The 5,234-nt window shown below is 72.5% G+C and carries 4 protein-coding genes; 3 read left to right on the top strand and 1 reads right to left on the bottom strand.

Annotated elements, in window-relative coordinates:
• The 3 genes from ND748_RS24665 to ND748_RS24655 all read left to right on the top strand — a co-directional run.
• Positions 1 to 694 (top strand): NAD(P)/FAD-dependent oxidoreductase (locus ND748_RS24665; protein ID WP_251748367.1); only part of this gene is annotated, 694 nt, incomplete at its 5' end.
• Positions 695 to 748: 54 nt separating this feature from the next.
• On the top strand, positions 749 to 1,444 hold the full coding sequence (gene hemQ / locus ND748_RS24660) for a hydrogen peroxide-dependent heme synthase (RefSeq protein ID WP_251748366.1): 696 nt from the start codon (positions 749 to 751) through the stop codon (positions 1,442 to 1,444).
• Positions 1,445 to 2,546: 1,102 nt separating this feature from the next.
• Positions 2,547 to 4,256: an exopolysaccharide biosynthesis polyprenyl glycosylphosphotransferase gene (locus ND748_RS24655; protein ID WP_251748365.1), complete on the top strand. Its 1,710-nt coding sequence runs from the start codon at positions 2,547 to 2,549 to the stop codon at positions 4,254 to 4,256.
• Positions 4,257 to 4,483: 227 nt separating this feature from the next.
• On the opposite strand, the gene cysC is transcribed toward ND748_RS24655, so the two are convergent.
• Positions 4,484 to 5,234, bottom strand: a 751-nt coding sequence (gene cysC, locus ND748_RS24650; RefSeq protein ID WP_251748363.1) for an adenylyl-sulfate kinase, incomplete at its 5' end; no start/stop codon positions are given.

The raw sequence follows: 5,234 nt of genomic DNA, 5'->3' as shown, positions 1-5,234 counted from the left end.
CGAACCGCTGACGGCCGACGCGGTGATCCTGGCCGTGCCCGCCGGGGTCGCGCGGGCGCTGCTGAGCCCGCTGGCCCCGCACGCGGCGGCCCCACTCGCGGGCGTTCCCTACGCCTCGGTCGGCCTGGTCACGCTGGTCTACCAGGACATCACCCCCCCGCCGGGCAGCGGCTTCCTGGTGCCGGCGCGGGCGGGTACGTCGGTGAAGGCCGCCACCTTCCTGACCACGAAGTGGCCGCACGTCCGCGCCGGCCGGTTCACGGTGGTCCGGGCCAGCATCGGGCGCGCCGGCGCCGAGCACGACCTGCAGCGCGGCGACACCGAGCTCGCCGGTGTGGCTGCGGCGGAGATCGCCCAGATCACCGGGCTGACGGCGCGCCCCATCGCGACGAGGGTGAGCCGGTGGGGCGGCGCGCTGCCGCAGTACCTCCCGGGCCACCTGAACCGGATCGCCAGCGTGCGCCGGGCGCTGCCCGCGGGGCTCGCGCTCGCCGGCGCCGGCTACGACGGCGTCGGCATCCCGGCCTGCATCCGCTCCGGGGAGGCCGCCGCCGCCGCGGTGCTGCGCGCAGCCCGGACGACTCAGGGCAGTCCGGCCGATCAGGATAGTCCGGCTGATCAGGGTAGTCCGGCCGATCCGGTGGGTCCGGCCGATCCGGTGGGGCCGGTGGGCCCGCTGGGCCCGGGAGTCTGAGGAACGACCCGCACCGGCCGGTCCGGTCGGCGCGGGGTGATGGAGGAGACGGGTATGCCGGAGTCCACGAAGTCCGTTCAGGAGCTCAACGCCGAGCTCCTCTACACCGGGTGGTCGGTCTTCGCCACCGACCGCCCGCTGCCCGCCGATCGAACTCCCCTGATCGACGAGGCCGACGCCCTGCTCGAAGGGGCCCTGGCGAAGGACGTCTACACCCGTGGGACGTACGAGATCTCGGGCTACCGGGCCGACGCCGACCTGATGGTCTGGTGGACCAGCCCGGATCCCGACCTGCTGCAGGAGACCTACCAGCGGTTCCGCCAGACGACGCTGGGCGGCCACCTGCGGCCCGTGTGGTCGGCGATCGGGCTGCACCGCCCGGCGGAGTTCAACCGCAACCACATCCCGGCGTTCGTCCGCCGGGAGGACCCACGCGGGTACATCTGCGTGTATCCGTTCAACCGGTCTCTTGAGTGGTACCTGCTGCCGGACTACGAGCGACGCGGACTGCTCGCCGAGCACGGGATCATGGGCCGCGAGTTCGAGGACGTCCGGGCCAACACGGTCGCCGCGTTCGGCCTGGGCGACTACGAGTGGCTGCTTGCGTTCGAGGCTGACGATCTGCACCGCATCGTCGACTGCGTCCGCCATCTGCGGGGGAGCGCAACCCGTCGGCACACCCGGCTGGAGACCCCGTTCTACAGCGGCGCCCGCAAGTCGCTCGCCGACATCGTCGCCGCCCTGCCCTGACCGGTAGCGGCGCGCTGTGCCTGCACGGCGTCCCCCCGCCACAGTGCTGCGGGGGCGCGCCGGCATGGCTCGGTTGGATGGTCACGCGGGGTCGTGCCGTGTGGTCCCGTCACGGGGCCCGGTCGCGGCCCCGCCGCCATGTCCGGTCGCGGCCCCGCCGCCATGTCCGGTCGCGGCGTGCGCCGGCGGCCGACTGACACCCGCAGCCGGCGCCTGCCTGGGCGCCCCCACCCGTCCGGCAGGCGCCGACCGTCCCGTATCCGTGCCCTCCGGCGTCGCGTAGGCGCGAGCCGGACCGCACAGTTCCCACCCCGACGGCGCCCGTACGGGCCGGGCAGCCGACAGCTCCCCGGCCGGAGCCGAAGAGCCATGACGCACAGTAGCAGTCCAGCCGCCTCTTGTATACGCAGCGTGCGGCCGGTGGGTGCTGTCCGGAATATCGGTATCCACGATTGAACGCGGGAATTTCGCTACGGCGGGTTACCGGCGATCGACGTCATCTCTGCTACCTTGAGTCGCCACAAACGGACGGATGACGCCGCCGCAACAGTCGGCGGTCACGGCGCCACCCCGCACCTGCTCCGCGGGCCCCCGGTAGATCGGCTGAGGAGAGCCGGTAACGTTGCTCGTGACCAGGAGTGCCGGCCGCGTCGGTGGTCAGCGGTCCGGTTCGTTCCGGTGTGCACCCCGGCGCAACGCCGGGCAGTGCGCGAACAGCCGGCCCGCCGTCCGCGGTGGCCCACAGTCAGTGGCGGGGGAAGATCGCTGGAGGTTCGGTCGATGCATCACCGATGGTTGAGCTCTCGGCCGTCCAAGCGAGGCATACCGCGAACCGCAACAGGATGGGGTGGAACCGGATCACGTCCGAGGTTCGACGCGTTGCGGCGACCATGGAGCGGTCGACGATCGGCGCAGTGCGGGGCATCTTCATGACCGGCGCAATCCGACCAGGACTGACGATCCGTACAGATCGAACGATTCGTACAACTCGGGCATTTGCCGCAGTGGAGCCAATGGTGCGGCGCTCCCGCGGGCCACATCCCCGTGGCGGATCGGGCGGGCGGCGTCGTCCCGCGGGTCACGCTCCTGGAGAGGGCCACGCGTGACGGAGACGATGTCGGGGGACGCCCGCGCCTCCGCCGGGTCGAACTTCGTCCAGCGATCCCGGCCCGGCCCCGCGCCCTACCCGCCGCAGACCCGGCCCGGAGCTACCGGACCGTCGGGCCCCGTCGGACCGTCGGCCCCCACCGGACCATCGGGCCCCGCCGGCCCGGCCCCGGGCGGGCAGCCCGGCTGGACCGGGACCGGCGGCCGTCACAGCGTCGCCCGCGCACACTCGGTCGCGGCGCTCGAGAACGTCGCCTACCGGGCGCAGGTCACCTGGGAGCGCCGCTACGTGCGGCTGCTGATCCTGTTCGACGCGGCGGCCTGCGTGGTCGCCGCGGGGCTGGCGTTCTTCGTGCGGTTCGGCGACCTCGTCGACTTCGAGACCAAGCCGGTGTCGATCAAGCCGTACATCCTCATGACGGTGCTGCTGCCGGTGGCGTGGGTGCTGGCCATGTCGCTGAACCGGGCCTACGAGACCAGGTTCCTCGGCGGCGGGTCGGAGGAGTTCCGCCGGGTGGTCAACGCCGCGGCCAGGTTCACGGCGGCGCTCGCCATCATCTCGTATGCGACCAAGGCCGAGATCGCCCGCAGCTACGTCCTCATCGCGTTCCCCGCGGCGACCCTGCTGTCGGTGGCCGGCCGGGTCATCGGGCGCGGCATCCTGCACCGGATGCGCCGCGCCGGGCGCTGCCTGCACCGGGTCCTCGTGGTCGGTGCCGGTGAGTCCGCCGCCACGCTGGTCCGTCTCGCCCAGCGGGACCCGACGTCGGGCTGGTCCGTGGTCGGCGTCGTGCTCGACCGCTCACCGGGCCGACACAGCCACGACCGGCCGGAACGCAGCGGGTTCGATCTGCTCGGGGTGCCGATCGTGGGCACCTCGGAGACCCTGCACACCGCGATCACGGCCACCCACGCCACCACCGTCGCGATCTGCCCGCAGATGGACGGCGAGACCCTGCGCCGGGTGCTGTGGACGCTTGAGGGCAGCGACGTCGACGTGCTGGTCTCCTCGGCGCTGACCGACGTGACCGGCCCGCGGATCTCGATCCGTCCGGTGGCCGGGCTGCCCCTGCTGCACATCGAGGAGCCGGAGCTCACCGGTACCCGCCGAGTCATGAAGGGCGTTTTCGACCGCTGCGTCGCCGGCATGGTGATCCTGCTGTTCCTGCCAGTCCTGGTCGGCCTCGGGATCGCGGTCCGGCTGACCAGCCGCGGCCCGGCGCTGTTCAAGCAGACCCGGGTCGGCCGGAGCGGCGAGCACTTCACGATGTTCAAGTTCCGGTCCATGTACGTGGACGCGGAGGCACGCAAGGCCGAGCTGGAGTCGCGCAACGAGCGGGCCGAGGGCCTGCTGTTCAAGATGCGCGACGACCCCAGGATCACCCGCGTCGGGAAGTTCCTGCGCAAGTGGTCGCTCGACGAGCTGCCACAGTTGATCAATGTGCTCAACGGCAGCATGTCGCTGGTCGGGCCGCGCCCGCCGCTGCCCTCGGAGGTCGCCCGCTACGAGGACGACGTGCACCGCCGGTTGATGGTGAAGCCCGGCCTGACCGGCTTGTGGCAGATCAGCGGACGCTCGGACCTGGAGTGGGACGAGTCGGTCCGCCTCGACCTGCGCTACGTGGAGAACTGGTCGCTGGCGATGGACTTCGTCATCCTCTGGCGCACCGTCTTCGCCGTCCTGCGCCGCGAAGGCGCCTACTGAGCAGCAGGTCGGTCTACTGAGCAGCAGGTCGGTCGGGCGGTGTCGCCGGCCTGGTGATCCTTTCGTCCCTGGACCGCGAGCGTCACCGGTGACAGTCGGGGTGGGAAGCCGAGTGCGGTGCGGTGAGCGGTCTGCGGGCTCAGACCGTACAGAACGCGCCGCAACCGGCCCGCCCTGGTTTGGACCTCCTCGTCTGCGGGCCGGCATGGAACGAGCGAGTCGCTGCCCTACGCGGGGGCGAGCCAGCCGGCGACGCGCAGGTGATCGAGGATGCGGTCGACGGCCTCGTCCCCGGAGAGTTTCGCCGTGTCCGCTGTGACGTCGGCGTCGGCGGGTTGCTCGTACGGGTCCGACACCCCGGTGAAAGCGGGGATCACACCGGCACGGGCCTTGGCGTAGAGGCCCTTGCGGTCGCGCGCCTCGCAGACCTCGAGCGGCGTCGAGACGTGGACCAGGACGAAGCCGCCGCCGGCCGCGTGGACCATCTCACGGACCTGCGCGCGAACCTCCGCGTAGGGCGCGATCGGCGCGCAGACCGCGGTGCCGCCCGCCCCGGCCACCTGCGCGGCGACGAACCCGATCCGGCGCACGTTGGTGTCCCGGTCGGCGCGGGAGAAGCCCAGGCCCTCGGACAGATGGGTGCGCACGACGTCCCCGTCGAGCAGGGTGATCCGCCGTCCGCCCTGCTCGAGCAGCCGACAGACCAGCAGCCCGGCCAGGGTTGACTTGCCGGAACCGGACAGCCCCGTGAAGAAGATGGTCAGCCCGCGCTGGGACCGCGGGGGGATGGCCCGGGCGAGCTCCGCGGCGACCGTGGGCGGGGTCAGCTCGGCGGGGATCGGCCCCCCGGCGTCGAGCAGTGAGGCCAGCTCCTGGCGGCCGGGCGCGCCGATGGCCGGGCCGATCAGGCTGCCGGACAGGCCGTAGCTGCTGGCCAGGTGCGCGCGTTGGGCGGTGAGCCGGGCCAGCCCCTCGACG

This window comes from Frankia sp. AiPs1, assembly GCF_023716945.1.
Classification (GTDB): Bacteria; Actinomycetota; Actinomycetes; order Frankiales; family Frankiaceae; genus Frankia.
The sequence above is the reverse complement of the archived record's forward strand: the minus strand, read 5'-3'. Positions and strand labels throughout refer to the sequence as shown.